The organism is Microbacterium sp. zg.Y1084, from assembly GCF_024623595.1.
Classification (GTDB): domain Bacteria; phylum Actinomycetota; class Actinomycetes; order Actinomycetales; family Microbacteriaceae; genus Microbacterium; species Microbacterium wangruii.
The window spans coordinates 171,588-195,126 of record NZ_JANJGV010000002.1; the positions used below are offsets into that span (position 1 = coordinate 171,588).

The 23,539-nt window shown below is 69.3% G+C and carries 19 protein-coding genes, 1 tRNA gene, 1 other RNA gene and 1 pseudogene; 14 read left to right on the forward strand and 8 right to left on the reverse strand.

Translation table 11 applies throughout. The features are described 5' to 3' along the window. Positions 1–41: 41 nt before the first annotated feature. Positions 42–113 (reverse strand) — tRNA-Val (locus tag NQ165_RS02080). Positions 114–166: 53 nt separating this feature from the next. On the opposite strand from NQ165_RS02080, the gene NQ165_RS02085 reads away from it, so the two are divergent. Further along, the gene (locus NQ165_RS02085; RefSeq protein WP_257530822.1) at positions 167–901 is read left to right on the forward strand and encodes a zinc ribbon domain-containing protein; all 735 of its coding nucleotides are present in this window, start codon (positions 167–169) and stop codon (positions 899–901) included. Positions 902–970: 69 nt separating this feature from the next. Then, entirely contained in the window at positions 971–2,635 is a 1,665-nt protein-coding gene (locus NQ165_RS02090; protein WP_257531719.1) for a bifunctional 3'-5' exonuclease/DNA polymerase, read from the forward strand. Between the two features lies 1 nt (position 2,636). On the opposite strand, the gene NQ165_RS02095 is transcribed toward NQ165_RS02090, so the two are convergent. Together NQ165_RS02095 and NQ165_RS02100 are read right to left on the reverse strand one after the other, a co-directional pair. Further along, entirely contained in the window at positions 2,637–4,406 is a 1,770-nt protein-coding gene (locus NQ165_RS02095) for a DUF4012 domain-containing protein (RefSeq protein WP_257530825.1), read from the reverse strand. Next, entirely contained in the window at positions 4,403–5,113 is a 711-nt protein-coding gene (locus NQ165_RS02100; protein ID WP_257530827.1) for a cell wall protein, read from the reverse strand. The genes NQ165_RS02095 and NQ165_RS02100 overlap by 4 nt, the downstream gene beginning before the upstream one ends. Positions 5,114–5,256: 143 nt before the next feature. Here NQ165_RS02100 and rnpB point away from each other — a divergent pair. Continuing rightward, positions 5,257–5,617: RNase P RNA component class A (gene rnpB, locus NQ165_RS02105), an RNA gene on the forward strand. Positions 5,618–5,643: 26 nt separating this feature from the next. On the opposite strand, the gene ppgK is transcribed toward rnpB, so the two are convergent. Continuing rightward, a complete protein-coding gene (gene ppgK / locus NQ165_RS02110; protein ID WP_257530829.1) occupies positions 5,644–6,465 on the reverse strand; it encodes a polyphosphate--glucose phosphotransferase in 822 nt (273 codons plus the stop codon). Between the two features lie 46 nt (positions 6,466–6,511). Between ppgK and NQ165_RS02115 the strand changes: the two genes are divergently transcribed. The 7 genes and pseudogenes from NQ165_RS02115 to NQ165_RS02145 all read left to right on the forward strand — a co-directional run bounded on the left by NQ165_RS02115 (position 6,512) and on the right by NQ165_RS02145 (position 13,514). Continuing rightward, positions 6,512–6,763, forward strand: a complete 252-nt coding sequence (locus NQ165_RS02115) for an SPOR domain-containing protein (RefSeq protein ID WP_257530831.1) — start codon at positions 6,512–6,514, stop codon at positions 6,761–6,763. 35 nt (positions 6,764–6,798) lie between these two features. Further along, positions 6,799–8,136 carry a type I glutamate--ammonia ligase gene (glnA, locus tag NQ165_RS02120; RefSeq protein ID WP_257530833.1) on the forward strand — a complete coding sequence of 446 codons (1,338 nt, stop codon included), beginning with the start codon at positions 6,799–6,801 and terminating at the stop codon, positions 8,134–8,136. Positions 8,137–8,146: 10 nt separating this feature from the next. Beyond that, positions 8,147–11,146 (forward strand): bifunctional [glutamine synthetase] adenylyltransferase/[glutamine synthetase]-adenylyl-L-tyrosine phosphorylase, encoded by a 3,000-nt coding sequence (locus NQ165_RS02125; protein WP_257530835.1) that lies wholly within the window; start codon positions 8,147–8,149, stop codon positions 11,144–11,146. Between the two features lie 77 nt (positions 11,147–11,223). After that, positions 11,224–11,562: a PadR family transcriptional regulator gene (locus NQ165_RS02130; RefSeq protein ID WP_257530837.1), complete on the forward strand. Its 339-nt coding sequence runs from the start codon at positions 11,224–11,226 to the stop codon at positions 11,560–11,562. Between the two features lie 5 nt (positions 11,563–11,567). Beyond that, positions 11,568–11,942, forward strand: coding sequence for a DUF1048 domain-containing protein (locus NQ165_RS02135; protein WP_257530839.1), 375 nt, complete (start codon positions 11,568–11,570; stop codon positions 11,940–11,942). Beyond that, positions 11,939–12,753: pseudogene (locus tag NQ165_RS02140) on the forward strand (ABC transporter ATP-binding protein). Before NQ165_RS02135 ends, NQ165_RS02140 begins: the two are co-directional and overlap by 4 nt. After that, entirely contained in the window at positions 12,750–13,514 is a 765-nt protein-coding gene (locus NQ165_RS02145) for an ABC transporter permease (RefSeq protein WP_257530841.1), read from the forward strand. Before NQ165_RS02140 ends, NQ165_RS02145 begins: the two are co-directional and overlap by 4 nt. A 183-nt stretch (positions 13,515–13,697) precedes the next feature. Here NQ165_RS02145 and NQ165_RS02150 read toward each other — a convergent pair whose 3' ends face one another. The 4 genes from NQ165_RS02150 to NQ165_RS02165 form a co-directional block, all read right to left on the reverse strand. After that, the gene (locus NQ165_RS02150; protein ID WP_257530843.1) at positions 13,698–14,573 is read right to left on the reverse strand and encodes a LysR family transcriptional regulator; all 876 of its coding nucleotides are present in this window, start codon (positions 14,571–14,573) and stop codon (positions 13,698–13,700) included. Positions 14,574–14,644: 71 nt separating this feature from the next. Next, the gene (locus tag NQ165_RS02155) at positions 14,645–15,073 is read right to left on the reverse strand and encodes a lysophospholipase (RefSeq protein WP_257530845.1); all 429 of its coding nucleotides are present in this window, start codon (positions 15,071–15,073) and stop codon (positions 14,645–14,647) included. Continuing rightward, positions 15,070–15,555 (reverse strand): alpha/beta hydrolase, encoded by a 486-nt coding sequence (locus NQ165_RS02160; protein ID WP_257530847.1) that lies wholly within the window; start codon positions 15,553–15,555, stop codon positions 15,070–15,072. Before NQ165_RS02160 ends, NQ165_RS02155 begins: the two co-directional genes overlap by 4 nt. 83 nt (positions 15,556–15,638) lie before the next feature. After that, positions 15,639–16,382, reverse strand: coding sequence for an alpha/beta fold hydrolase (locus NQ165_RS02165; protein WP_257530849.1), 744 nt, complete (start codon positions 16,380–16,382; stop codon positions 15,639–15,641). A 455-nt stretch (positions 16,383–16,837) separates the two neighbouring features. Here NQ165_RS02165 and NQ165_RS02170 point away from each other — a divergent pair, with 455 nt between their 5' ends. The 4 genes from NQ165_RS02170 to NQ165_RS02185 all read left to right on the forward strand — a co-directional run bounded on the left by NQ165_RS02170 (position 16,838) and on the right by NQ165_RS02185 (position 23,215). After that, positions 16,838–17,062, forward strand: a complete 225-nt coding sequence (locus tag NQ165_RS02170) for an AlpA family transcriptional regulator (protein ID WP_257530851.1) — start codon at positions 16,838–16,840, stop codon at positions 17,060–17,062. Between the two features lie 402 nt (positions 17,063–17,464). Beyond that, positions 17,465–18,142: a Pr6Pr family membrane protein gene (locus NQ165_RS02175; RefSeq protein WP_257530853.1), complete on the forward strand. Its 678-nt coding sequence runs from the start codon at positions 17,465–17,467 to the stop codon at positions 18,140–18,142. A gap of 1,579 nt (positions 18,143–19,721) precedes the next feature. Beyond that, complete coding sequence (locus NQ165_RS02180; protein WP_257530855.1) at positions 19,722–22,742, forward strand: RHS repeat-associated core domain-containing protein; 3,021 nt, start codon at positions 19,722–19,724, stop codon at positions 22,740–22,742. Positions 22,743–23,017: 275 nt separating this feature from the next. Further along, entirely contained in the window at positions 23,018–23,215 is a 198-nt protein-coding gene (locus tag NQ165_RS02185) for an IS3 family transposase (protein WP_374940923.1), read from the forward strand. Positions 23,216–23,539: the final 324 nt, after the last annotated feature.

The following is a 23,539-nucleotide window of genomic DNA, read 5'->3' on the forward strand; positions in this document are numbered from 1 at the left end:
CGCGGGGTGGGCCGGGGGAAATGCGGGTGCGACGCGCGTCGTGGCCGGTACCAGGATCGAACTGGTGACCTTCTCCGTGTAAAGGAGCTGCGCTACCGCTGCGCCAACCGGCCACCCGCCATCCTAAGCCTCGGTGGCGGGCGCGCACGGGAGGTAGGTTGGAGACGTGAACGCCAGCCCCGCCGACCAGCGCCGACTCCTCGACATCGCCGACCTCGACGCACGCATCGGTCAGGCCGAGCGCACCCGCGCCCAGCCCCCGCAGGCCGCCCGCGTCAAGGAGCTGCTCGCGCAGCGACAGACCTACAACCAGCAGCTCGCTCAGCTGCTCGGAGCGCGCGACGACGCCCGCACCGAGCTGGCGCGCATCGAGGCGGACGTCGCGGTCGTGCAGGCCCGCAGCGACCGCGACGCGCAGCGCCTCACGACCAGCGCGAACGCCAAGGAGGCGCAGGGCCTCGAGCACGAGATCGCGTCGCTCGGCAAGCGCCGCAGTGCGCTGGAGGATGCCGAGCTCGAGGTGATGGAGAAGCTCGAGCGTGCCGACGCCGAGGTCGCCGCCCAGGAAGCCCTCATCGCCGAGACCAACGCCGAGGGGTCCCGGCTCTCCGACGAGGCGAAGGCCGTGGTCGCCGAGGCGACCGCACGTCTCGATGAAGCCGCCCGCGATCGCGCCGCCATCGTGGGGGAGCTGCCCGCCGAACTCGTCGCGATGTACGACCGCATCGCCGCCCGTTCCGCGGTCGGCGCCGCCCTGCTGCGGCGCGGCACCTGCGAGGGATGCCGGATGGTGCTTTCCGGCACCGACCGCCAGGCCATCCGCGACACCCCTGCCGACACCGTCGTGACCTGCCCCGAATGCGGCTGCATCCTGGTGCGCACGGAGGAGTCCGGCCTGTGACCGGCACGGCGGGTGTCCGCAGCTGACCCCGCGCCGGCGTGGATCGTCGTCGGCCGCACCGCCGACGGAATGGCCGCCGCGTTCGTCGATGATGCCGGCACGGAAGTGCGCCGGGAGCCGATCGGCGACCTGCCGGCGTGGGTGGCTGCCAGGGAGGAGGCGCACGCACCGCGATGGGTGTGGGGCGACACCCCCACCTGGTACGACGGTCTGCTCGCCGGCGGCATCCGGGTCGCCCGCTGTCGCGACCTGAGGCTCTGTCACGCCATCCTGCGGGACAGCGTGCTCGTGGCGGACCCATCCGATCTGCGCGCCGCCGAAGGATGGGACGCCGCTGCCGCGATCCCGAGCGATGCGGCGCCGACGCTGTTCGAGCTCGATGCGGCATCCGCGCCGGGCCTGCCGGAGGGGCTCGACGACGCGATCGCGGAGCTGCAGCGCCAGCATGCCGCCGTCGCTTCCGCGCGCGATCCGGGACGGCTGCGGCTGCTGCTGGCGGCGGAGTCCGCCGGGGCCCTGGTGGCGGCCGAGCTGCGGGCGGCGGGACTCCCGTGGGACGTTGACGCGCACGACGAGCTGCTGACCGCCGTGCTCGGCCCCCGTCCCGCCGGCGGGGGAGTGCCGCGAGCGCTGCAGGCTGCCGCCGATCGGGTGCGCGCCGCGCTGGGCGACCCCCAGCTGAGCCTGGACTCGCAGCCGAAGCTGTTGCGTGCGCTGCACCGCGCAGGCATCGACGCGTCGTCGACGAGCAAGTGGGAGCTCACCCGCTACGAGCATCCGGCGATCGAGCCGCTGCTGGAGTACAAGAGGCTCGCACGCCTCCTCAGTGCCAACGGCTGGGCATGGCTCGACGCCTGGGTGCACGATGGCCGGTTCCGCCCGGTCTACGTGCCGGGCGGCGTGGTGACGGGTCGGTGGGCGTCGTCGGGCGGTGGCGCGCTGCAGCTGCCGCGCCAGCTGCGAGCGGCGGTGCGTGCCGACCCGGGCTGGGTGCTCGTGGTCGCCGACGTGGCCCAGCTGGAGCCGAGGGTGCTGGCGGCCATGGCGGGCGACACAGTCCTGGCGGATGCCGCGCGCGGGCGCGACCTGTACGCCGGCGTGGTGCAACGCGGCGCCGTGCAGACGCGGGCCGAGGCGAAGGTCGCGATGCTCGGTGCCATGTACGGGGCCACGACGGGCGACAGTGGGCGGCTCGTTCCGGCATTGCGGCGCACCTTCCCGCGGGCGATGGCGCTCGTCGACGACGCCGCTCGCACCGGCGAGGACGGCGGCGTCGTCGCCACCCGGCTGGGCCGCACCTCGCCGCCGCCCCCGGCGCAGTGGCACGCCGTGCAGGCCGCGGCGGGCGGACCGGAGGCGACCGCGGCCGACGAGTCGCGCGCGCGCCGCTGGGCGGGGGACCGCGGCAGGTTCACCCGCAATTTCGTGGTGCAGGGGACGGCGGCGGAGTGGGCGCTGTGCTGGCTCGCCGACCTGCGCAACCGACTCGCGGCCCTCCCGCCGGTGCCTGCGAGCGACGCGGCTCCGCGCTCAGGCCCCGCCTTCGCACGCCGGTCCCATCTGGCGCTGTTCCTCCATGACGAGGTGATCGTGCACGCGCCGGCGGCGCAGGCGGATGCCGCAGCCCACGCGGTCGCCGAGGCCGCGGCATCCGCCGGGCGCCTGCTTTTCGGAGAGTTCCCGATCGACTTCCCGCTCGACGTGCGGATCTCGGAGTCTGCGCTGAAGGACTGACTCAGCCGCACGTCGGCGCGGTCGAGGTGATCACGGGCGCGTGCACCATCGGTGTGTGGAGGATGCGCGGTGCGGACACCGCCCCGGGCGGGCCCACGAAACGGAACTCGAGGGACCCCGACGCACCCGGTGCGAGCCGCAGCTGCGCTGCTGCCGTGGGGAAGCCCGCTTCGACGGCTTCGACGGACGGCTCTGCGGCGCCGTCCCGCCGGACACCGGCCGGCGACCAGCCTTCGGGTGCGGCGACCGAGACGATGGTGCCGATCTCTCCCGGTGGCACGCCCCAGTGCCCGCCGCCGGTGACACTCGGCGGCAACACGGCGGCCTCGGCGGGTGCACGGCTGTCGAGTGTGAGAGTGACCGTCAGCTCGGGGCGACCGTCGGTGCGGCAGAGGCCGTCGACGTCGATCTCGGTGCCGAGGAAGACATCCATCTTTCCGCCGGTCGTGTCGTTGAAGTACACCGCGAACGCGAGCGCTTCGGCGGCGCGGTGCCGTGCCGCGGAACCGCCGAGGGCGGTTCCGTCGAGCGTCGCCTGCGCGACGGGGTCGGCACTCCACAGCGACACCCGCCCGGTGGCCACCGGGTCCGCCAGTGCGCGCATCCACGCGAGCGGTTCCATCCCACGTTCGGTCAGTGCCGTGAACAGGGAGTCGGTGACGCTCTGCAGGAACACGGTCTGCTCGCGGGCGTCGAGGGTCGTGTACGGCTCCACCAGCACGCGGTCGACGAGGTTCTCGGCGGTCAGTTCGGTGCCGTCGGCGAGTGTGACGGGACCGGTCTGCGCGAGCAGCGCGCGCACCACCAGCGGGTCCAGCGACAGCACGGCATCCGGCGTCGTTCCCGTGCGCCCGTGCCACCAGGCGGACGCCAGCGCCCCGGTCACGGCGAAGTCGGCGGTCATCGACGTGTTCTGCACGAAGCGCGCGAGGCCGTCGCCGTACAGCGCGGTGGTGTCGGCGGGCACCGGCATGATCGGTTCGGTGAGAAGTGGGAACTCGCTCGAGTCGGCCTGGTCACGCAGCGAGAGCACCCCCTGATCGGCGTCGAGCAGGGCGAAGGACCCGGTGATGCCGCCGCCGGCGCGAAGCTCCGCGTTGTTCTGGATCATCACCAGCAGGGTGTGGGGACCCTCCGCCCCGAGCACGCCGGGCAGAACGCCGATCACCGCCGCTGCGCTCTGCAGTGCCGGCTCCACCTCGTCCAGGAGCACCCGCAGCGCACGCACTCCGGAGGCGATGGGCGGCAGCAGACCGGCGGGAGCCAGGGCATGGACGCTCGTGCGGGCGTCGGAGGCGGCCTCTGCTGCGGTCCTGAGCGGCGTCTGCATCTCGGCGAGCGCCGCGACGTCGACGACCGCGTCATCGTCGGGGGCGTCAGCGAGATCCGCGGCTGCGTCCGTGAGCTCGACGCCGGCCGCAGCGAGAGCGCGACCGTGTCCAGCGAGCACGGCGACGGCGCTGAGGTCGTCGCCGAACCAGGGCAGGGCCTCGGCGACGGCCCAGGCCGGATCGCTCGTCGCCTGAGCGGCGCGGTCGGCGGAGGCGGACAGTGACCGCACGGCGTCCGTCGCGGCGCCGAGGTCGCCCTCGGCGATCGCGGGAGGGAGTTCCCGAGCCACCGCTGCGGCATCGGACAGCCCGAGCCCCGCCTGTGCGATGCGGACGACGACCCAGGCGAGCGCCGCGACCACCAGGCAGAGCATCACGACACTGGCCAGCACCGCCCCGCGCACCGGATCGGTCCGGTGCGCTGAAGGCGGGCGGGTCACGAGCGCGTCGAGCGGCGGCGGAGCAGCAGCAGGCCTGCACCGCCGGCGACGAGCGCACCGGCCCCCAGCCCCAGCGGCAGGGCTGCGGCGGCGGAGCCGCCCGTGATGGCCAGGCCACCCGAAACGGCCGCGACCGCGCCGGAGGGCGCCGTGAGGCACGCCGGCGTCGCCTGCGGGTAGGAGATCGGCACGGAGACGCTCGGGTTGACGTGGAGCACCGCAGTGACCTCGCCACGCGTCCACGCGAAGTTGCCGTCCGTGCGCACCCACTCGCCGTCGGCCAGCTCGTAGCCGGGCCATCCGACGCCCGCCCCACTGGGGCCGACCGCGGCACCGGGCCAGAGCACCCGTCCCTCCAGGCGGCCGTCGACCAGGTCGCCCAGCGGAATCGGCGCCGTCGACTGCACGCCGTTCGTCAGCACGAGTGTCGCGGCCGTCTCGTCGATCTGTTCGTCGGGATCGGTCAAGACGAGCGAGTAGTCGATCCACGGCGCACCGCTCAGGCACTCGCCGACGGCGAACGACCCCGCCAGACTCGGCTGGATCAGCAGATCCGGCGTGTACGGGTCAGGGCTCACGGGCAGATCGCTGCCGCCTGCCCCGTCTCCCGGTGGAGGGGTCGATGCCGCTGACGCGGCGGTCGGAACCCCGATGAGCACGAGCGCGGCCAGCGCGATCGCCGAAACGGACGTACGAAAGTACATCATGCCTCCCCAAAGGCTGATGACGAGCACCCCCAAGCGCTCGTTCCCCAATGCGGCGAGACTACCCCACGCTCGAGGGGTCGGCAATGCGTCCCTGCGGCGCGTCGGCGTGCACCGCCGCACCGACGGTAGGGTTGAGGGGCGAATGGGTCGGCCGGACGGTCGCGTCGCGGGAAACCGCGCCGAGGAACGTCCGGGCTCCACAGGGCAGGACGGTGGGTAACACCCACCCGGAGCGATCCGCGAGACAGTGCCACAGAGAGCAGACCGCCGGGACTCAGGTCCCGGTAAGGGTGAAAGGGTGGTGTAAGAGACCACCGGGGTCGTGGTGACACGACCCGCAAGGTAAACCTCGTCCGGAGCAAGGCCAGACAGGGGATGACGACGCGGCCCGCCGAGTCCCCGGGTAGGCCGCTGGAGCGGCACGGCAACGTGTCGCCGAGAGAGATGACCGTCGACGGGGCTTCGGCCCCCGAACAGAACCCGGCGTACAGGCCGGCCCATTCGCGCTCTCGCCGTGCTGCCGCCCGCCGTCAGGCTGTCGTGGCGTCGGCGAGCGGCCCGGCCGCGCCGCCGGTGGCATCCACACCGGCGCTGGCGAGCGCCAGGGCGGCGGCGCCGATGATGCCGGCGTTGTTGCGGTGCACGGCCGGCACGATCGGGGTGCGCAGGTCCAGCAGCGGCAGGAACTTGTCCGCGTGCTTCGAGACGCCCCCGCCGACGACGAACAGGTCGGGGCTGAAGAGGAACTCCACGTGGCTGTAGTACCACTGCAGCCGCTCCGCCCACGGGCCCCAATCGAGGTTCTCCCGCTCCATCGCGGAGTAGGCCGCGTACACCTCGGCATCCTCCATCGCTCCGGCGCGGTTCAGATGACCGAGCTCGGAGTTGGGGATCACGACGCCGTCGTAGATCATCGCCGAGCCGATGCCGGTGCCCAGCGTGGTGAGGATGGTCAGACCCTCCTGGCCCCGGGCGGCACCGAAGCGCAGCTCGGCGACGCCCGCCACGTCGGCGTCGTTGGCGAAGTGGATCTCGCGTCCGAGTCCCTGCTCGAAGAAGGCTTCCGCCTCGAAACCCACCCAGGTGTCGGCGACATTGGCGGCCGAGAGCGTGCGGCCGTGCTTGACGATCGCGGGGAAGGCCACGCCGAGCGGCACGGCGGCGTCGGTCACGCCCAGCGTGTCGAGCACCTCGCGCACCGCATCGAGCACGTCGGCCGGCTCGGCGCCGGCGGGCGTGCGCACCTTCACGCGGTCGGTGAGCAGGGTGCCGTCGGTCAGGTCGACGAGTGCCCCCTTGATGCCGGTGCCGCCGATGTCCACCCCGACGGCGCGGGTCGTGTCAGTCGCCATGCCCTCAGCCTATCCAGGCTGTCAGGGGCTCTCAGTAGGATCGGGCGTGCACACCGACGACGGGAGCATGATGAGCGGCGACGAGAAGTACTGGTACAACCTCACCACCGGCAAGGTCGAGCGCGGGTTCGAGTCCCCGGCCGTCGATCGTGCGGGTCCTTTCGACACCGAGGAAGAGGCCGCGCGCGCCCCTCAGCGTCTGGCGGAGCGGTCCCGGGCATGGGCCGAGGAAGAGGCACGCGACGATGCCTGGGGATCGGGTTCGTCGCGCACCGGAGCACCCGCCGACGACCAGTAGGCTGGCCGAAGGCGACACCCGCCGGAGGGGAAGCGATGGACAAGCAGCGTGACTTCGTACTGCGCACGATCGAGGAGCGCGGCGTCAAGTTCGTCCGCCTGTGGTTCACCGATGTGATCGGCACCCTCAAATCGGTGGCGATCGCACCGGCCGAGGTCGAGGGCGCGTTCAACGAGGGCCTCGGGTTCGACGGATCGGCCATCGAGGGGCTCACCCGCTCCTACGAGTCCGATCTGCTCGCCCACCCCGACCCGTCGACCTTCCAGGTGCTGCCGTGGCGCGGCGAGATCGACCCGACGGCGCGCATGTTCTGCGACATCACGACGCCTGACGGGCAGCCGGCGGTCGCCGACCCGCGTCACGTGCTCAAGCGCACTCTGGCGAAGGCGGCGGATGCCGGTTTCACCTTCTACACGCATCCCGAGATCGAGTTCTACCTGCTGAAGTCGTCGTCGTACGGGCCGGATGGTCCCGAGCCGGTGGACTCCGCCGGCTACTTCGACAACGTTCCCGGCGGGACCGCCCACGACTTCCGCCGGCGCTCGGTGCGCATGCTGGAGGACCTCGGCATCTCCGTCGAGTACAGCCACCACGAGGGTGGCCCGGGGCAGAACGAGATCGACCTGCGCTACGCCGACGCGCTGGCCACCGCCGACAACATCATGACGTTCCGCACGGTCGTCAAAGAGGTCGCGATCGAGCAGGGCGTCTACGCGACCTTCATGCCCAAGCCCCTCTCGGGCAAGCCCGGCAGCGGCATGCACACGCACATGTCGCTGTTCGAAGGCGACACCAACGCGTTCTACGAAGAGGGCGCGCAGTATCAGCTGTCCAAGACCGGCCGTCAGTTCATCGCCGGGCTGCTCAAGCACGCCGCCGAGATCTCGGCCGTGACGAACCAGTTCGTCAACTCGTACAAGCGGCTGTGGGGCGGCGACGAGGCTCCCAGCTTCATCTGCTGGGGACACAACAACCGCTCCGCGCTCGTGCGCGTGCCGATGTACAAGCCGCACAAGGGCCAGTCCACGCGTGTCGAGTACCGCGGACTCGACTCGGCAGCCAACCCGTACCTCGCGTATGCGCTCATGCTCGCCGCCGGGCTCAAGGGCATCGAAGAGGGCTACGAGCTGCCGCCCGAGGCCGAAGACAACGTGTGGTCTCTCAGCGACGCCGAGCGACGCGCGCTGGGCTACCCGCCGCTGCCGGCCAGCCTCGACCGCGCGCTCGAGCGCATGGAGGATTCCGAGCTCGTGGCAGAGACCCTCGGTGAGCAGGTCTTCAACTACGTGCTGCTGAACAAGCGGCGCGAGTGGCAGGAGTACCGCACACAGGTCACTCCCTACGAGCTGAAGAGCAACCTGGAGATGCTCTAGGCAGCCGCGTATGTCCACGAGCGAACGGTCGTCGGCCCTCACCGCTCTGGCGCGTCTGGGATTCACCGGCCTCGCCGAGGCAGACCGGCTCGCCGCCGAACTCGTGGAAACGCTCGGCATCCCGCGGGAGACGCTCATCGCGGATGCCGCGGTGGCCGCCGACCCCAACGGTGCGCTGGAGGCGTTCGCCCGCATCGCACGGCGTGACCCGGAGCCGGTGCGCGCGCTGTTCTCGCCCGGCGGCGCGGGCCGCTCGGCGTGGGCCCTGCTGGGGGCGTCCCGGGGTTTCGGGGAGTTCTACCTGCGGCATCCTCAGGAGCTGGCGCACCTGCCGTCCGAACCCGGGACTCTGCCCACCGCCGCCGAGCTGACGCAGAGCCTGCTGCAGTCGGTGGGCGCGGCCGACGGCTTCGCCGCGGGCGGCGACGACGCGGATTGGGTGGCGCTGCGGGTGCGCTATCGGCGGATGCTGGCGCGCATCGCCGTGTTCGATCTGCGCAGTCCATCACCCGACGACGCGCTCGCACCGGTCGCGGCCGCGCTGGCCGATGCCGCGGGAGCGGCACTCGAAGCATCCCTCAGCGTCGCGCGCGCCCGGGTGAGCGGCCCGACCGGCCCCGGCCTGTTCTCCCGGGAACACGTCGCGGGCACCCGGCTGGCGATCATCGGCATGGGCAAAGCCGGGGCGCGGGAACTCAACTACGTCAGCGACGTCGATGTCATCTTCGTCGGTGGGGGAGCCCCGGACGTCCTCGAGGAGCTGGGGGAGAACCGCATCATCGACATCGCGACACGCCTCGCGGTGCTCACCATGCGCGGCATCTCCAGCGTCGAGATCGAGCCGCCGTTGTGGGAGGTCGACGCGAACCTGCGCCCCGAGGGCAAGCAGGGTGCCCTGGTGCGCAGTCTCGACTCCCATCTGGCCTACTACGATCGCTGGGCCAAGAGCTGGGAGTTCCAGGCGCTCCTCAAAGCGCGTCCTCTCGCCGGCGATGCCGAGCTCGGCGATCGCTACGTCGCGGCTGTGCAGCCGAAGGTGTGGACCAGCGCCGCGCGCGAGAACTTCGTCGACAGCGTGCAGCGCATGCGCGAACGCGTCACCGAGCACATCCCCGGGGACGAGGTGGCCTACCAGCTCAAACTCGGCCCCGGGGGCATCCGCGACATCGAGTTCACCGTGCAGCTCCTGCAACTGGTGCACGGCCTCGCGGACGAGGCCGTGCGTCAGCGCGGCACCCTGGACGCCCTCGATGCTCTGGTGGCGGAGGGTTACATCGCCCGGGCGGATGCCGCGGTGTTCGCGCGCGACTACCGGGTGCTGCGGGTGCTGGAGCACCGCCTGCAGCTCAGAGGTCTCAGCCGCACGCATCTCATGCCCCGCACCCCCGAAGGGCTTCGGGAGCTGGCGCGGGCGTCCCGGCTCGCCGACAGCGGCGACGCCGTGTGGCGGCTGTGGGAGTCGGTGAAGCGCGAGGTGCGCGAGATCCACGTGCGCCTGTTCTACAAGCCGCTGCTGTCGGCCGTGGCGGCGCTGCCGCCCGAGGAGCAGACGCTCTCGCCCGCGCAGGCGCACGATCGTCTCGCGGCGATCGGGTTCCAAGACCCCGCGGGCGCGCTGCGTCACATCGGCGCGCTGACCAGCGGCATCAGTCGCAAAGCGGCGATCCAGCGGCACCTCATGCCCATCATGCTGCGGTGGTTCGCCGACGGTGTCGATCCCGACTACGGCCTGCTGGCCTTCCGCCGCATCAGCGAGCGCCTGGGCGACACCCCGTGGTTCCTGCGCATGTTGCGCGACTCTTCGGGAGCGGCCGAGCGGCTCACGCATGTGCTCTCCGGCTCGCGCTATGTGGGCGAGCTCATGGAGTGGATCCCGGAGTCCGTCGCCTGGCTCGACTCGGGGGAGCAGCTGCGCCCGCGCGCCGGAGTCGTGCTCGAGGAGGAGGCACGGGCCATCCAGTCCCGGCACCGCACCATCGACGACGCGATGCGCGCCGTGCGGGCGCTGCGGCGCCGGGAGCTGCTGCGGCTGGCGATGGCATCCATGCTCGAGGACCTCACGATCGAGGACATCGCGCACGCGCTCACGACGGTGACCGAGGTCACGATCCAGGCGACGCTGCGGGCGGTGCGACGCGAGGTCGTGCCCGCCGAGGACGACGCGCTGGACTTCTCGGTGATCGCGATGGGTCGTTTCGGGGGTGCGGAGCTCGGCTTCGGCTCCGACGCCGATGTGCTGTACGTGTATCGCCCGAACGGCGTGGATCCGCAGCGCGCCCACGCGCTGGCGCTGCAGCTCGTCGCGGGGCTGCGCACCTACTCGGAGGACAGCCGCGTGCCGCTGGACCTCGACGCGGATCTGCGTCCCGAGGGCCGCAACGGCCCCCTGGTGCGCTCGCTCGAGGCCTATGCGGAGTACTACCGCCGATGGTCCGTGGCGTGGGAGGCGCAGGCGCTGCTGCGCGCACGGGGCGTGGCCGGCAGCGTCAAGCTCATCCGCGCGTTCACGGAGATGGCCGACGCGGTGCGGTACCCGGCCACCGCCGACCCGCAGGGTGTCCGCGAGATCAAGCGCATCAAGGCGCGAGTAGAGAACGAACGACTGCCCCAGGGCACCGACCGCTCGCGGCACTTGAAGCTGGGCCCGGGGTCGCTCAGTGACGTGGAGTGGCTGGTGCAACTGTTGCAGCTGCAGCACGGCCACCGCATCGAGGGATTGCGCACCACCTCGACGATGGACGCTTTGCGCGCGGCGGTCGAGGCCGGGCTGGTGGGGGAGACGGCGGCCCAGCGGCTCGCCGAGGCGTGGCGCCTGGCGAGTCGGCTGCGGTCGGCGAACACGCTGCTGTCGGGCCAGACCAGCGACATCCTCCCCACCGATCGTCGCCGGCTCGACGGCATCGGCCGCCTGCTGGAGTATCCGCCGCGCTCGGCCACGCAGGTCGAGGAGGACTACCTCGGCGCCACGCGGCGCGCGCGCCGCGTGTTCGAGAAGCTCTTCTACGGCTGATCGGAGCCCTTGCTCCCCTCGCTACCCAGCGTTACTATCTCGTGGTACTCAATAACGCTAGGTAGACGGAGGAGTCGATGGGCAGGCAGGCGACGGAGATGCTCAAGGGCGTGCTGGAGGGCACGGTGCTGGCCGTCCTCGCCCGCCGGCCCGCCTACGGCTACGAGATCACCGCATGGCTGCGTGAGCAGGGCTTCGCCGACATCGCCGAGGGCACCGTGTACGCCCTCCTGGTGCGCGTCGAGCAGCGAGGGCTCGTCGATGTGGAGAAGGTGCCGTCGGAGAAGGGACCGCCTCGCAAGGTGTACTCGCTCAATCTGCGGGGGAGAACGCAGCTGGACGAGTTCTGGAGCACGTGGAGTTTTCTCGCCGAGCGCATCGAACGGCTGCGCAGCACGCTGATCGAAGGAGAGTGATGGCCATGTCCGTCAGATGGATCGATGCCCTGACCGGGTCGCTGGAGCAGAAGAAGAAGTACAAGGAGATCGTCGCCCGTCTCGATGGGCTGCCGGACCCGTACGCGGGCACGGCGCGAGCCTTCACGCGGTACTTCGTGTACTACGGCGCCATCCCCGATGGCGCGACGCTGGTGGACCTGTTCGCCGGCTTCGCGGATCTCTGGGAGCGTGCCGCCGCCGACGCCACGCCGCTGGGCGATGTCATCGGCGACGACCCCGTGGCGTTCGCGGAGGAGTTCGTGCGCGCCTACCGGTCGAAGGAGTGGATCGACAAGGAACGTGCCCGTCTCGTGCAGGCGATCGACGCCGCCCTCAGTGATGAGGAGCGGATGTCATGACCATCTCCGCGGTTGCCGCCCCCGCCATCGCGGTGCGCGGCATCCGCAAATCCTTCGGCGCCGTGCAGGTGCTGCGCGGCGTCGACCTGGACGTGCCGCGGGGGAGTGTGCTGGCGCTCCTCGGATCCAACGGCGCAGGAAAGACGACGCTGGTGCGGATCCTCTCCACGCTCGTGAAGCCCGATGCCGGCACCGCCGCGGTGAACGGCGCGGATGTGTCGAAGCGCCGGCCGCAGTTCGCCAGGCGATCAGCCTGACCGGCCAGTTCGCCGCCGTCGACGAGGTGCTCACCGGTCGTGAGAACCTCGCGTTGATCGCGCGGCTGCGGCGGCAGAGCAATCCCGGAGGCATCGCGGATGCCCTCCTCGCTCGCTTCTCGCTCAGCGAGGCAGGGAGCCGCCGTGCGGGGACCTACTCCGGCGGCATGCGCCGGCGGCTGGACATCGCGATGAGTCTGATCGGGGACCCGCCGGTGATCTTCCTCGACGAGCCGACGACCGGCCTCGACCCGCAGGCACGCCGGGAGGTATGGGATGCCGTCAGGCAGCTGGCGCGGGGCGGCACCACCGTGCTGCTGACGACCCAGCAGCTCGAGGAGGCCGAGCAGCTCGCCGACCGCATCGCGATCCTCCACCGGGGCACGATCGTGCAGCAGGGCACGCTCGAGCAGCTGCGGCGGTTGCTGCCCACGGCGAAGGTCGAGTACGTGCAGAAGCAGCCGACCCTCGAAGAGGTGTTCCTCGCCCTCGTCGGAGAGGCGGGAGCGGGACCCGCCGACGAGGCGGCATGCCAAGAGGAGGAGATGCCATGACCGGCCATGTGCTGAGCGACACCGGAATCCTGACGGGGCGGTCGCTGCGACACGTGCTGCGCAGCCCCGACACCATCATCACCACCGCGGTCACCTCGATCGCGCTCATGCTGCTGTTCGTCTTCGTGCTCGGCGGCGCCATCGACGTGGGATCGGGCACGTCGTACGTCTCGTACACGCTGCCCGGGATTCTGCTGATCACCATCGCGTCGGGGATCGCGTACACGGCCTACCGACTATTCGTCGATCTGCAGGACGGCGTGTACGAGCGGTTCCGGTCGATGCCCATCGCGCGCTCGAGTCCGCTGTGGGCTCACGTGCTCACGTCTCTGGCGGCGAACATCGTGTCGCTGGCGATCGTGGTGGGCGTCGCGCTGCTGCTGGGCTTCCGCAGCAACGCCTCACCGGGCGCCTGGCTCGCCGTCTCCGGCATCCTGGTGCTGTTCACCCTGGCTCTCACGTGGCTCGCGGTGATCGCGGGGCTGTCGGCGAAGACGATCGACGGCGCCAGCGCCTTCTCGTATCCGCTGATCTTCCTGCCGTTCATCAGCTCGGCGTTCGTGCCGACCGGCACGATGCCGGCGCCGGTGGCCTGGTTCGCCGAGCACCAGCCGGTGACGCCCATCGTCGACACGATCCGGGCGCTCCTCACCGCGCAGCCCGTGGGCGGGGACATCTGGATCGCGCTGGGGTGGTGCACCGGCATCCTGGCCGTCGCGTTCGCGGTGGCGATGGCGATCCTCCGGCGCCGCGCGCGGTGAGGCTCGGGCGGCCCTGGTGGCGGCCGCCACGTCGCGGCTCGTCGCCGTGGCGTGCGCAACGCGGCGGCCGCGGTCAGCCACGCCACGTCACCCCGTCCACCCCGCGTGCAGAACCTGCTGCGCGATGCGGTCCGTGATGCCGTTCATGCCGGCCATCCGCCGCGGTTCGCCGCTGACGCGCGACTAGGCGAGCGGGAGAGGCATGGCATCCGTCGCCGCTCGGCTGATGGGGGCGTTCACGGAGGGCCGGAGCCGGCGCGCGAGACCCAGGAACCGGGTGACCTGAGCCGAGGTGTTGGTGCGTTGCCTCGCGAACCCGACGGTTCGGCGAATGGCTCGTGGCGGCGCGGCGATATCCAGCCCGGCGCCCCATCCGGCCAGGGCTGCGACACGGGGCAGGACGGCGACGGCACCCCCGGACCGGGCGACGGACACCTGCAGCGTACAGTCGGCCAGTTCGAGGTGACGGAGCGGATCGGCGCCGAACTGGTGCCACAGCTGGACGCTCCTCTGGCGCGGGAACTGCGCGAGCGGGAGATGGAGCATCGTGCGCCCCTGCAGCAGCTCGCGGGTCATGGTGGGGATCCCCTTCGTGGGGTCGGTGATTCCCGCGCCTGCGAACAACGCGTAGAACTCCTCCTCCACGACGGGAAGGACCTCCAGCGCGGGCTGTACGGGCATCTCCACCAACGCGATGTCGTACTCGCCCGCCACGACGGCGTCGGCCGCGGCCACAGAGCTCTCCGCCGCCGCGACGCGGAGTTCGACGTGGGGGAGAGCGGCGTGGAATGCGGAGAGGTAGTCGCCGAGGATGCCGTCGCTCTGCGCCGAACTCGCGACGATCGACAGTGTGCCCCGCACGCCATCGCGCATCGAGGCGACGCTGCCGCGGATGGAGCGGGATTCGTTCAGGGTGCGCCGGGCCGGACCGATGAGAGCCTGGCCAGCGTCCGTGAGGTAGACCCCACGCGCGGTGCGCTCGAACAGCCGCACGTCCAGCTCGCGTTCGAGCTGGGCGACGCGGCTGATCGAAAGAGCTCGGGTAGGAGTGGGGCCCACTTTAGGCCCGCGCGAACGGGAGGGGAACCGGCGGCGCAGCGGCCGGTTCCCCTCCCCGGAGTGTCGGGACGTCAGCCGACTGCCCGGGCTGCGCTCACGATCAGCTGGGAGACCTTCAGCGGTGCGCCGTACATGGCGAGGTGCGGCGCTCTGCCTTCCACGATCGTGCTTCCCGCGCGCTGGGCCATCTGGCGCTGGCCGGCGGCGGGGATCACTTTGTCGTCAGTGCCCACGAAGTACCAGCTCGGGAGGCTCTCCCACGCGGCCGGGCCGTTGAAGGGCGTTTCCAGAACGCTGCCCGCGATCGGAGACTGGTCTGCAGCGAGCACCTTGGTCACGACGGAGGGTACGCCGGCAGCGATGATCTCCCTGAACCGGTCGACACGGAGATAGAAGTCCGGCCCGGCTCCGTCCTGACCGGGGTGGGGGACGATGTCGAACGCCTTCGCGTAGTCCGTGCCGACATCCAGCAGTGAGCCGCTCCCCTGAGCGAGGCTCACGATGCTCTCTCCGGCCTTCGGTGCGAATGCGTCGATGTACACGAGCCCTTCACGTTGGGAAGCCGCGAGGCGGCGCCCGTGATGACGAAACCGCCGTACGAGTGCCCGACCAGCACCACCGGTTCCGGGTGGAGTGTGGAGACGTAGGAGACCACCTGGTTGATGTCGTCCTCCATCGCGCGCATGGGGACGTTCGCGCTGACCACGGTGTACCCCTGCGCCTGGAGGATCGTCGTGACGGGGTCGAAGCTCGATGCCCCCGCCCATGCCCCATGGACCAGGACGATGGTCGGTTTCGCTGCCGTCGTCCGCGGTTTGGCGGCGGAGACCGCCGACGGAGAGGAGGTGGGCGCCGCGGATACGACGGCCGGTGCGGCGAGGGCGAGGAGAGCGGTGGCGATGATCGCGGCGAGCATCGCCAGGAGCGGCCTCCGACGACGCGGGCCGGTGCGCCGCTCATCGCGACGGATCGTTGTTCTCATGGGACTTCCTTTGCTCGGGAGGACGGAGCTATCGCCCTCGGTGGTCCTCTGCCGTGCGGGCAGAGGGAACGGAGGACTCGGGGTCAGATGGATGCCGCGGCCTGCTCGATGACGTGGCCGACGCGTCGCGGGTCGGCCGTCATCGAGAGGTGCGGGGCGTCGATCTCGACCGTCTTGCTTCCCGCGCGCGACGCCATGGCACGAAGCTGCGCGGGCGGGATGACCCGGTCAGCCGTGCCGATCACGCTCCAGCTGGGGATCGACTGCCAGGCGGGCGTGCCGCTGAAGGGGGTGCCGAGGGCTGCGAGAGCCGTGGCGCTCTGCCCCGCGGCGAGGACGGCCGCTTCGCGGGAGGGGATGCCGTCGGCGAAGATCGCGTGGAAACGATCTCGCTTGATGTAGCTGTCGTACTCGCCCTGCGTCGCGTCGGCGGCAGGGACGACGAAGTCGAAGACCGTGGTGGGGTCGGGCACGTTCAGTAAGGAACCCGGTCGTTCATTGCTCAGAGAGCTCGCACTCTCGCCGTCGACCGGGGCGTAGGCGTCGATGTAGACGAGCGCTCTGACGAGAGGGTTGCCGAGGGCGGCGCCGCTGATGACGATCCCGCCGTAGGAATGCGCCGGAAGTATCACCGCACCCGTCGTCGCCTGTGCGAGGAAATCCGAGACGGCTTTGGTGTCGTGTGCGACACCCCGCAGTGGGTTCGGGGAGAGCAGCACGGTGTGGCCTTGCCGCTGCAGTCGCTCGGTGAGCGCCGCGAAGCTGAGGCCGTCGGCCCAGGCTCCGTGGACGAGGACGATCGTGGGCTTGTGTGTTGTCGAGGTCATGCTGCGATCGTCCGGCGTGCGGGCCACGCCCGTGCGTGGAATGCATGTCCTGGATCGGGCTATGCGCAGTGCGCATGGGTGCGGCACGAGATGGCGCCGCACGCCGCCTCGCCGTGATGCGGTCTCGACGGGCGCGCCTGTCGCTGGGCAGGCGACGGATCAGGCGCACCCGCCCGCCCTGACAACGACGGCGCCTCCCGGGCCCGACGCGAGTCGGGGGCCCGGGAGGCGCCGTCGTAAGTGGATCAGACCCCGAAGTACAGCTCGGCTTCAGGATCTGAGATTCGGAGGGTGTTCCACAGGAACGTACTCCCCTGCGAACTAAGGGAAGTGCGATGCTGAGCATGAGGTGGGTCGCTGCTGCGGCTGTCCGAGAACCTGTCCGTTTTGCCGATTCTTGGCCGCCCTACGGGTCTTCCTGGGGGTCTACGGGAGGTACCGCCTACCTGTTTGATATGAGCGCCGACCGCACTCGCCTCTGGACTCCGCAGGAGCTTGCCGACTATACGGGCATCCCCATCAGGACGCTCGCTGACTGGCGGACGGAGCGCGCGCGCAGCCGAGGTCTCGGATTGCCGTTCGTCGCACTCTCGGCGCACAACGTCCGCTACCGCGATGAGGATATCGAGGCGTTCATCGCAGGGCGGATCGTGGTTCCTATGGACAGGGCGGGCGACTGATGGCGCGGCCGAAGCGCGCGCTTGGCGAACTCGGCAAGGTGACCTACACCGTTGAGCCGAGCGGTCTCGTCATCGCGCGAGGACGCGTCTACGACGGTAACGGGCGCGAGCGTCGTCCGAGCGGCAGCGGAGCGACCGAACCCGAGGCGCTGGCCGCATTGCAGGAAGCGGCCGATGTTGCCGTCCGGCAACGACTCAAGAAAATCAGTTGGCCACGACAGTTCGGCCGGGAGACACGTGCCGGGAAAGTTCTCCCCGACCGCGGCTGGAGGACTCGGGATCGTCGAGCATCCGGCGCACGAGACGAGGATCGCCAATGCCACTGCCCCGGGCAGAGAACGCCGTGCTCGCATTTGCCGACTCCATTCATCGTTTGATCGGAGCATATCTAGGCTGTCTGATGTGATTCGCACCATCGGCTCCCATAGGGCGGTGCTCCGCATCGGTATCGTGCGTATCAGCGCCGCGGTCTTCGTGGTTGTCCTTCTGCTGCATACTTTCGCGGGACGCATCGCGGTAGGTGACGACAATCCCTTCGACTACTTCGGTTACTTCACGAATCAGACGAGCCTGCTCGCGGCTCTCGTTCTGGCTGCCACCGGCTCGCTGTCACTCCGCGATCAACCCGCGCCGCAGTGGTTGGTTATTGCACGCGGGGTCGTGACGGCGTATCTGCTCGTCGTGGCTGTCATCTACAACGGACTCGTTCCGGGCACCGGTACCGCGCCTGCGTGGGTGAGTGCTGTCCTCCACGTGGTCTTCCCGGTGTTCGTGTTACTGGACTGGGGTCTCATCGGCGACCGCGCCCCGTTGCAGTGGCGCACATTGTGGATCATCCTGCCCTACCCGGTCGCATGGCTGGGAGTCGTCCTTATCCGTGGAGCGACCGACGGATGGGTTCCCTACGGGTTTCTCCTCCCCGAGCGCGGTGTGATGTCGCTAATCGGATACAGCACGGCACTCCTACTCACCCTCCTCGCCGCAGGTGCCGTCGTCTGGGTCAGCTCCAGATCGCGGGGGATTGTCCTCCGTCGAAGTTTGTCTGACTCCGTGGCCGCAGAAAGCCATCCCGAGCGGTAGTTGCGCGGGACGTTGCGAACGCTGCTGGCGGAACGATCCTCGGTCGTCGTGTCACACTTCGGTTTGTGCGGGGCATTGCTTCTGTGGCAGTCGGAGCGCTCACGGTGCCGCGAATACGCAGGGTATTAGTCGCCGTGTGCGAGGTTCTCGTGATGACCGCTTCATGCGAGCAACGTACGGTCTCGGAACAGACGCCAGCAAGGAAACCCGGGTCACGGCACCCTCTAGGCGACCGGAGGTCAAGGGAGTGAGCGCGCGAACGGCCAGTCATCGGGATGGGCGTATGGAACCGCAACGACCTGACGTCATCTTCGTATGTGATCCTGCCGGGGGTGCCCGTCCGCAGGTCGACCCATCGCACCCCGTAACGATCCAGGAGATCGAGATACTCACGGGTGAGGCCAAGCAAGTCCCTCGCCGACGATCTAAACCATGAACTGGCTCCGGGGTTCACGATCGGGTCGTAGCAGTCCGCGACCACGGTTGTTGGATCCGGGTACGCCGCATTGGCGCGATCGTTCGATGAACGGACCCATACGGCGTTCTCACTGGACAGCAGCGAGTCCTGGACCAGGGCGTTCACGAGAGCGAACACGCCCGGGAATCGGTCGCGGCGACTAGGAACGATGCTCTGATACCGAACGAACGCGCCCACCCTCCGAATCTAGACGCCGAACTCCCACCAGACGACGCACAAACGTAGGGGGTCTCCACCCCAGGAGGCGCCTTCCACATCTCAGGAGGGGGCCGTGTCCCAACCGAAGCATCCGGGACGGGAAGGGTTCGCCGCGTCCAGCGCGGGACCCGAAGGTCATCACTTTCCCACCTCAATCACCCAGGGACGACCCGAGCCAACCGGATACACTCGGGCCATTCGAACCGTCCGGTTCCCTGTCAACACAAGGGAACGCGAGGGTTTCCAAGACATCCGGTGAGATTCGGAAATCGCCCGAATCCTCCAAGGGGTCGCAGGTTCAAATCCTGTCATCCCGACCGGTGGGCTGTTGGCAATACTGATTGCAAAACGGCCGAGAAACGAGAAGGGCACTGGCTTCGAGCCGGTGCCCTTCTCGTTTTCTGGGTACCCGGGCTCTCGCCGAGGTGCGTGGGTAGGTGGGCTCCACCTTTTAGGCGTGAAAATGCGAACGCGCCCGGTTTTCGGGCGCGTTGGATTGTCCTAGGTGTGCGAGGTTGTTGCCGGTGTCTCGCCGGCCGGTGCTGGGTGGTGGGGTGACCGTCAGGTTCGCATAGGCGGATCCCTTTACCTTTCCCGTTGCTATGCGCTAGCTTTCAGGCACCCGTCACGCAGATTAGGCCGCTGACACGGGAGTTCATTGGGGAACGACGACCGGTTGGGGGCAGTGTGTCGGCACGTACGCGCGCGGATGGTTGGCGGGAACGTCTCACGAGAGGCACAGCGGCCGCGGCTATCGGCCTGCTTCTGCTGTTTCCTGCGCCGCCCGCGTCAGCCCTCTCCGCGACCGGACTTCCTGTCGGGCCCTATTCCACCGTGCGCGCCGGTGACCGTCCGGGGGGCACGGAGTTGGAGTTCCCGATCTCGGATCAGGCGACCGTGTTCGTGGATGTCGGCACTGGCAACCTGCGCCTGCAGACGGCGTCCCTGCAGCTGCCCGGTGTGAACAGCAGTGTGGCTATCAGCCAGGCCTACAACTCGTTCAGTAGCCAGAATGGCAGCACCGGCACGCTGGCGGCGCACCGCTGGACCCTCGGCGTGCAAGGGGTGGGCAGCCTCGCAGCCGGCGCGGATGGGGCGGTGGTGTACGTCGCCGCTGACGGCGGGATGTGGACGTTCACCGCGGGCACGGGGGGAACCTTCGCAGCCCCGGCCGGGTTGCGAGCCGACCTTGCGGCAGTGGGCTCCCAGTACCGGCTGACGTTCCGGAATTCTCGGAACGTCGTCACCTTCGACGCCGACGGCCGGCCGGTGAGCATCGCGGACCGCAACGGCAACACCACGGCCCTCACCTACGGGCCCAGCGGTCTGAGCACTGTCGTGTCCACAGCCGGGCCCACCCAGGCGCGGACCGCGACCTTCGCGTACAACGCCACCACGTACACGCTGACCGTGTCGCAGGCTTCCGGGTACTCGAGCCGTTCGGTGGTCTACACCAAGGACGCTGCGTCGAACCTGGTGAAGATCACCGACGCCAACGGGAAGCAGACCACCTTCGGGTACTCCGGGGGTAACCTCACAACCATCACCGCACCGGACGGCGGGGTGACCACGATCACCTACGAGTCCGGGTCGAGGAAGGTCCTCTCCGTCAACCGGGCAAACAGCTCCGCAGGCTCCCCGGGCGCTTCCATCACCCGCCTCGCGTACCCGTCCGCAGGCACAACTCTCGTGGCCCGCCCGAACACCAACCAGTCCACTGCTGTCGCGTCCGTTCCCCACATCCAGTACCGCATCGACGGGAATCGCCTCGTCAGCTCTGCAACAGACGAGATGGGCCGCAGCCGCGCCGCGACGTACACCGCCAACGGGGATGTCGCCTCAGCAACGTCGGGGACGGGGAACGCAGCGTCCACGACCATGGCCACCTACGGCGCCAACAACGGCGACTCACTCACGAGCGTGCAGTCACCCGCCGGCGCCACACAGGCCTTCGCGTACGGCAACACCGCCGCAGAGACAAGCTACCTGCCGACGACTTCGACCGATTCCGCCGGGAACGCCACCACGTACACGTACAACGGTGCCGGCAACCCGCTGACCACCTCCGACGCGGTCGCAGCTACCGCGGCCCTCACCTACAACACGAACGGGACCGTCGCGACCGCCGCCGCCCCCGGCAACGGGTCCAACACCACCAAGTACACGTACAACGCCAACGCGCAGCTGACGCGAGTAACACCCGTCACAGGCTCCTCCCTCGGGGTCCGGAACTTCACGTACGACGACTTCGGACGGGTGCGCACCGCCACGGACGGCAAGGGTGTCACGGTCACGTACAGCTACGACAAGCAGGACCGGCTGCTGTCCACCGCTTTCAGCGGCGGGACTGCGACGGTGACGAACACGTATGACGACAATGGCCGCCCGAAGACGCGCGTTGACGCGAACGGCACCACCACCTACACCTACGACCAGCTCGGCCGCCTCACCGCCCGCGCGAACACCTTCGCCGGCGGAACCATCACCTACGGGTATGACAAGTCATCCAACCTCGTCACCGTCACCGACAGCCGCGGCACTGTCACCAACCACTTCGACAACTCCGGCACCCCCACCGGCATCGCCTACCCGACAAGCTCGGGGACGAAGATGCTGAACTTCGCCAGCGACGACCAGGGCAGACGCACCGACTCCTGGCTGGCCGCAAACGCCGCGAACACCAGCTGGCGCGGCCACACCCACCAGGACTACGACGCCAGCGGCCGAGTCAGCCGCGCCATCGCGGAGTCGATGACCAACGATGGCACCGTCACCACGATCAGCGACATCTCCTACTGCTACAACACCGGGACTCCTGCCCCCACCTGCGCAGCGCAGACATCCGGCGACCGGGCGAAGCTGCAATGGGAACGCAACAACATCACCGGGCAGGTCACCAGCTACAGCTACGACGGGGCAGGGCGACTGACCGGCGCCTCCCAGACCGGCGGGACCAACCCCACCACCTGGACCTATACCTACGACGCCCGCGGAAACCGCCTCACCGCAGGCACCACTGGCGGCACCACGACCTCACAGGCCCTCACCTTCAACGCGGCGAACCAGGTCACCACCACCGGGTACACATTCGACGGCGCAGGCAACATGACCGCCGACACCGCAGGCACCTACGCCTACAACGGCGCCGAGCAGATGACCTCTGCCACCAACGCCAGCGGGACCTTCGGGTACAAGTACGCCGGCACCAGCCAGGTCGAGGTGCTGCAGCAGCAGACTCCCACCGCCACCTACAACCTCGTCTACGGTCGCACCAACCAGGTCGGCCAACCCGTCATCGAGCAAGCCAAGATCGGTTCGGTCACCGCGTACGTCGACAACGACCCGGTCACCGGGCAGCCGCTGATGCTGCGCACCTCCACCGGCACCGTCAGCCTGTACGTCTACGACGGCACAGGAAACCCCACCGCCATCCTCCGCGACTTCGCCGGCACCGGCTACACCTACCAGTACGACCCGTACGGGCTCCCGACCGTCACCTCCAACAGCGGCGGCACCGGGCTCTCCCAGAACCCGTTCCTGTTCCAGGGTGGCATCCAGGACCGCGCCACCGGGTGGGTGCACTTCGGAAACCGCTGGTACAACCCCACCCTCGGCCGCTGGACCCAACAAGACACCCTCGACAGCCCTCTCGACCCCAGCAACGCCAACCGATACGGCTACGCCGCCGGTGATCCCATCAACAATGTTGACCCCACTGGGCGCATTAGCCTCTCAGACGCGTCCGTCGCTGGCCTGGCGGGCGGCGTGGGTAGCGCGGCAGCCGGATGTGCCATCGGCGCTGTAGCCACATCACCAGGCGGGCCGACGGCTCTAGCTGGCTGTGGATCGGGTGCTCTAGCGGGCTTTGTTTCGGGCGCCATTGGGGGCTTCGTCGGATCACTAGTTACGCAGGCGCTCAGTTAGGTAATGACCATGCAAAAGAACGCTACGAAGGCCGCGCTGGTAATCGTCTACTCAGCTGGATTGATCCTGGGAGCGATCTTGATCGTCGGATCTCTCGCTCTCGGGTGGGCGTCAAGCTGGTCGGTGCCCGTCCTGGGTGTATTACTGCTCCTCGCGTCGACAGTCGGAATCGTCGTGACTATGCGTCGGCGTTGAGCCGCACCGGCTGGGGAGTCGCCATGGGAATCGGATTGGATCTAGGCGCCGGCGGCTGCGGCTGCGGCTGCGGGAGCTGCATGCGGAATCAGTTGCGCAAGCTGCAGAAGAACGTCCTCAACCGCCGATCTTGTGACACCCGGGACCAGCTCCGTATCGCAATCGTCACCTGGATCGAACGCACTTACCACCGGCGCCGTCGACAGAAGCGGCTCCACGGTTTGGACCCCATCGAGTACGAAGCAATCATGAACACCGACGTCGCCCTCGCGGCGTGACTGCAACCCGTCACCTATCCGTGCGGCAGACCCAACCGATACGCCTACGCCGGATGCGACCCCATCAACAACACCGACCCCACCGGCTACATGTCGTGCGGGTGGGCGTTTACGTTTGCGCTAGTGGGGACTGCGGGCTTGGTCGGCGCCATACTCACCGCCCCCGTGACGCTGGGCGGCTCGATTATGGTGGGGCTCGCTCTCGCGGGATATGTAGGGTCCGCTTGGGGCGTGTACGACTCATGCTACTGACGGAGGAATGATGAAAGCGCTCGCTGTGATCGCCGCAATCGCCGCGGTTGGAGGATTGGTCCTTATGCTTTC

What these genes read in the sequence shown, in the direction of transcription:
- NQ165_RS02090 (WP_257531719.1), top strand. Translation starts at nt 971, where the DNA reads ATGGCCGCCGCGTTCGTCGATGATGCCGGCACGGAAGTGCGCCGGGAG.
- NQ165_RS02100 (WP_257530827.1), bottom strand. Translation starts at nt 5,113, where the DNA reads ATGATGTACTTTCGTACGTCCGTTTCGGCGATCGCGCTGGCCGCGCTC.
- ppgK (WP_257530829.1), bottom strand. Translation starts at nt 6,465, where the DNA reads ATGGCGACTGACACGACCCGCGCCGTCGGGGTGGACATCGGCGGCACC.
- glnA (WP_257530833.1), top strand. Translation starts at nt 6,799, where the DNA reads ATGGACAAGCAGCGTGACTTCGTACTGCGCACGATCGAGGAGCGCGGC.
- NQ165_RS02125 (WP_257530835.1), top strand. Translation starts at nt 8,147, where the DNA reads ATGTCCACGAGCGAACGGTCGTCGGCCCTCACCGCTCTGGCGCGTCTG.
- NQ165_RS02130 (WP_257530837.1), top strand. Translation starts at nt 11,224, where the DNA reads ATGGGCAGGCAGGCGACGGAGATGCTCAAGGGCGTGCTGGAGGGCACG.
- NQ165_RS02135 (WP_257530839.1), top strand. Translation starts at nt 11,568, where the DNA reads ATGTCCGTCAGATGGATCGATGCCCTGACCGGGTCGCTGGAGCAGAAG.
- NQ165_RS02145 (WP_257530841.1), top strand. Translation starts at nt 12,750, where the DNA reads ATGACCGGCCATGTGCTGAGCGACACCGGAATCCTGACGGGGCGGTCG.
- NQ165_RS02160 (WP_257530847.1), bottom strand. Translation starts at nt 15,555, where the DNA reads ATGAGAACAACGATCCGTCGCGATGAGCGGCGCACCGGCCCGCGTCGT.
- NQ165_RS02165 (WP_257530849.1), bottom strand. Translation starts at nt 16,382, where the DNA reads ATGACCTCGACAACACACAAGCCCACGATCGTCCTCGTCCACGGAGCC.
- NQ165_RS02170 (WP_257530851.1), top strand. Translation starts at nt 16,838, where the DNA reads ATGAGCGCCGACCGCACTCGCCTCTGGACTCCGCAGGAGCTTGCCGAC.
- NQ165_RS02185 (WP_374940923.1), top strand. Translation starts at nt 23,018, where the DNA reads ATGCGGAATCAGTTGCGCAAGCTGCAGAAGAACGTCCTCAACCGCCGA.